The organism is Acinetobacter sp. ACNIH3, assembly GCF_002918965.1.
In the GTDB taxonomy this organism is placed as follows: domain Bacteria; phylum Pseudomonadota; class Gammaproteobacteria; order Pseudomonadales; family Moraxellaceae; genus Acinetobacter; species Acinetobacter schindleri.
This window is the reverse complement of sequence record NZ_PQLP01000089.1, coordinates 1-4050: the sequence shown is the minus strand read 5'-3', so window position 1 is coordinate 4050 and position 4050 is coordinate 1. Positions and strand designations below refer to the sequence as shown.

The window sequence follows — 4050 nt, the reverse complement described above, 5'->3', positions numbered from 1 at the left end:
TTCTTGACTCAAGCATTAATGCAGTACGATCTTCAAAGTTAAGATGATGGTATGACAATTTTATATACTCCATAAACCCTTTAAATTAATTAGGTGGTTTATGTCGCACTTCAAGTTTTACTCTGCCTATCATTATCAATGCGAAAAGGCTTTCTATTAACCCTTAATAAATAATAAGGAATAGCTAAAAACTCATTTACGAAACTTTGTATCGTTCCAATAAAATTGGGGTAGCGGAAAAGTTGTGGGCAGTATTGATGAATTTTTTCTTTAATTTCATCTACTGCTGCATTGGTATGAGAGAGAACTAAAATTCCTGAACCATCAGATAAAGGGAGCTTAGTTTCTAAAATCAATAGTTTTGCTAAAAGCGCTGTTGTTTTGCCACTACCAGGAACTGCTTGTAAATCTATCGTAGATAAATTACGGATAAAGTTACGTCGCTCATTATCAAAAGTTTTACCTTGAGGTAATAAAATATTCTCGGCGTATTGGATATCTTCATCGGTGATTTCAATTGCTTGTGACATATCGAATTGCCTCGATTAGATAATAAGCACTGTCTGTTGAATGAGCTTCATGTAATTTTAATGTGCGAAGCATTGGTTCTTTAGCCATTTCTTCATCCAAATGATGAGCTACTTTATAGGCAATTTTTGTTTTCTTAAGTCCTTGATTGAATAATTGTTTTGCAAGTTCTAATTCAAAATCATTTTCATCAGCAAAAATTTGAGGGTGGATAGATTTTGCACATAATTGAAATATTGAAGTTAATTTTGGGGATTGAAAAAAGCAATATTCTAGAGTCCATTGAGGAGCAGGATAGTATTTAAGATTACAAGTTGATTTAGCTTTAATTTCAGCTATTTTTTGTGTGATTTCTACGGTATTGTCTTTTTTAACATAACTAGTGACCTCTTTACCCTCAATTTTTTCAGTTAATTTTTCATAAGTGCGGATATCAGTATCAGTGATGATTACCACAGGAATAGTCATATATGGAGGATTTTTCCTAAGGAAAATATTGGCATAATGCTGGAAACCAATCCCGCCAATATTAACCACAGAAATACCTTTTGCTGTTAAATCTATTCCGATGGCTTTTGCTAAACTAGGAATTAGAATTTCTTCTGCCCATCCTTCTACAAGAATTACTCCTTTAGCAAAAAATAGATTTGATTTTGTTGTATCGAGAAATTTTTCCAAGAATACATAATCTTCTTCATCTAACTTTGTATATTCTTTTCCTAAAGGAAAGGCATTGCCTTTGTTGCATATGATTAAATTTTCTAATCTGACCTTTGATGCTAAATTGGGACTATGTGTTGAAAGAATGAGTTGAATTTGTTCTTGCCTTTGTAAGGCTTTAATGACTTGCATCTGAGCTTGCGGGTGTAGGTGAGCCTCTAACTCTTCAATTAATCCTAAACGTAATCCATGCCAGTCTTCTTTATTTAAGTGGAGCAATTCTGCTGCCATAAAAAGACGATTTAATGTACCTAAGCCTACATTTCTTTGTGATTCTAAAAAAAGAGAAAATTTTTCTAAAATGCTTTTTAACTCTGTTGATGAAACATTAAATTCTGTAGAAATACCTTCAGCATAAAAATCTTTAATGTAGCCATCTATTTTATCTTTAATTGTCTTCCCATCTTCGTAAATTTTTTTTGCAGTATTACCCTCCTTATCAATAAAACTTATTTCTTCACCTTTAAAATATTTCTGCAAATTCATATTAAGACCTTCAAACATATGAACAAGTTCATGATTTTGATCTTTATTTTTAAAAGTAGGATCACCCAATAGAATTTGAGAAAGCCGAGAATTTCGTTTTGAGACCAACTCATTTTCAGCATCTCTTAAAGGTCTTAAATATGTTGTTTTAAGATATTCTTTAGCTTCTGCAGTTAACACATAACCCTCTAAGTCAGCGCCTGCTTTAACATCTGATGGATTAATTCGTTTATCAGTACGAGTAACATCGTAGTTTAATTTTAAAAATGTTTGGGCATCAGCTCCAGTACCTTTCCAGCCTAACCATTCTGTAAAATTTTTAGCTTCATCATCAGTTAAATCATAAAATTCAAGCTCAATTCTAAATCGTGTAGCACCGTCAAAAAAGTCTTTATCTTCTACCTTGATGTAATCGTAACTATGCGTTTTTAAAACTAATTTAATGGCATCTATGATTGCTGTTTTCCCCGAATCATTTTCACCAATTAGCACATTAAGACCTTTGGTAAAATTAAGGTTTAAATTAGGTTTAGTTAGATCAAAAGTACTTCCAACTTCTCCGTATTTTCTAAAATTCCAAAGTTTTATATTTGATAAGTACATAAGTTGTGTTATTTGAAGTAAATTTTTGTATATATTATTTATATCATAAGTTATTGATAGAAATAATATATGAATTATGAACTTTAGTACCCATATCCTTATTTTTCTTTATTTAGATTGCCTTGTGATGGTAAAAATTGGTGGTTATTTAATGTGTAGAAAGTCTTTTTGCACATGTGTATAGCTTTGATCGAGTACTAGTGACTGAAAAGCTATTAGGTCAGTAATCATATTTAAATTAATGGTGATCATTTAAGTCAATGAACTATTCTCATATTTTAACAATCAATGCAAATAAAACGGATCATATGTATGTAGTTGGTGACTTACACGGCTCTTATAGCTTGCTCATGCAAGAACTTAAAATTCTCAATTTTGACTTTCAAAATGATTTACTCATTTGTACAGGTGACCTCATAGATCGTGGGGTGGAGAACCTCGAGTGTATTTCTTTGTTAAATCAGTCATGGTTTCTCACAGTAAGGGGAAATCACGAAGAAATGTGTATTTCAGGACAATCTGATCCGAATATCAAAGATATACATCAACGAAACGGTGGTGAGTGGTTTTATCAGTTGCCACAACTAAAGCAATTAGAAATTATAGAGCAATTTAACGAATTACCTTTAGTGATTGAAGTCAAACTTGAAAGTAAAAAAATCGGTATTGTTCATGCTGATATAGATATCCATGATTGGAATCTATTTAAGCAAGATATTTGTAAAGGTGACTATAAAATTTCGGGTGTCTCTTCTGCCTATTCAAACGCATTGTGGGGTAGGGGACGAATACGGAATCAATCAGACTTCTATGATGTTGTCGAAAGCATTGATGAAATTTATCTGGGGCATACCATTGTAAAAGAGCATACTAAAATCGATAATTGCCATTATATTGATGTTGGCTCGTCTTTTACTAAGAAGCTCTGTATCGTCAAACTCCAATGAAATGGGCAATTTGGTAGGGGAGTTTTGTGGTGGAAAAAGTTTAATTGATTAAAAAATGAACATTTGAATTATGTATCCTGCCTTGTATCCTATATTTTTAAGAGAAAAATTAGTGCAATAAAAACAATAGGGTAGGTGATAGTTCTTATCCGTCTGGGCCCACCATATAAATCAACCTCTTGCGTGCATTAATCGTAAGGGGTTTTTTTAATTAAAATAAAAAGGTAGCGAATAGGTAGCAAGAATGACGACAAAAATGTTTCCATTTTTAGATGAACACCTACCATCTGAATTTTTTGCTTCTGTCATGTGAGGCAAATTTTGGAAGCCACGAGTTTGAATGGGTTTCGTTGCACAAACCTATTTCTAAAGGCTTATTCTGCAATAGACCTCTTTCATAAATCATTTTTTGCTCAGTTCCAAGTTGTAGATTCCAGCGATTAAATTGAATCTCAAACCAAGCCTTTTACCTCTATTTCGATAACGCTCAGCAAGGATTTTGAAGGTTTTCAGGCTGCCAAATACATGCTCAATTCCGATTCTTCTTTTATTGATTTCCTGATTATAGATTTTCAATTCAGGATCCAATTTACAATGTCTTTTGGCTTTTAATGGCAACAGGCTATTCGGATACAACACATAAATCCCCTGATAGCCTTTATCTGCAAGGATAAAAGCCCCAAAAGGAATCTGGTTTAAATTGCGTTTGAACAACTCGAAATCATGCACTGCACCGCGACTGGTACATAAACTCAGAATTTGCTGA

4 protein-coding genes are annotated in these 4050 nt (G+C 32.8%); 1 reads left to right on the top strand and 3 read right to left on the bottom strand.

Going from position 1 to position 4050, the window contains the following annotated elements:
- Positions 1–110: 110 nt before the first annotated feature.
- Together C3420_RS16430 and C3420_RS16425 are read right to left on the bottom strand one after the other, a co-directional pair.
- A complete protein-coding gene (locus tag C3420_RS16430) occupies positions 111–530 on the bottom strand; it encodes a UvrD-helicase domain-containing protein (RefSeq protein WP_228152985.1) in 420 nt (139 codons plus the stop codon).
- A complete protein-coding gene (locus C3420_RS16425) occupies positions 514–2337 on the bottom strand; it encodes an ATP-dependent nuclease (protein ID WP_043974150.1) in 1824 nt (607 codons plus the stop codon). The genes C3420_RS16430 and C3420_RS16425 overlap by 17 nt, the downstream gene beginning before the upstream one ends.
- A 260-nt stretch (positions 2338–2597) precedes the next feature.
- Between C3420_RS16425 and C3420_RS16420 the strand changes: the two genes are divergently transcribed.
- Entirely contained in the window at positions 2598–3284 is a 687-nt protein-coding gene (locus C3420_RS16420; RefSeq protein WP_103801054.1) for a metallophosphoesterase, read from the top strand.
- A gap of 402 nt (positions 3285–3686) precedes the next feature.
- On the opposite strand, the gene C3420_RS16415 is transcribed toward C3420_RS16420, so the two are convergent.
- Positions 3687–4050: transposase family protein (locus C3420_RS16415; protein WP_146048174.1), on the bottom strand; the 364-nt coding region annotated here is incomplete at its 5' end.

What these genes read in the sequence shown, in the direction of transcription:
- C3420_RS16430 (WP_228152985.1), bottom strand. Translation starts at nt 530, where the DNA reads ATGTCACAAGCAATTGAAATCACCGATGAAGATATCCAATACGCCGAG.
- C3420_RS16425 (WP_043974150.1), bottom strand. Translation starts at nt 2,337, where the DNA reads ATGTACTTATCAAATATAAAACTTTGGAATTTTAGAAAATACGGAGAA.
- C3420_RS16420 (WP_103801054.1), top strand. Translation starts at nt 2,598, where the DNA reads ATGAACTATTCTCATATTTTAACAATCAATGCAAATAAAACGGATCAT.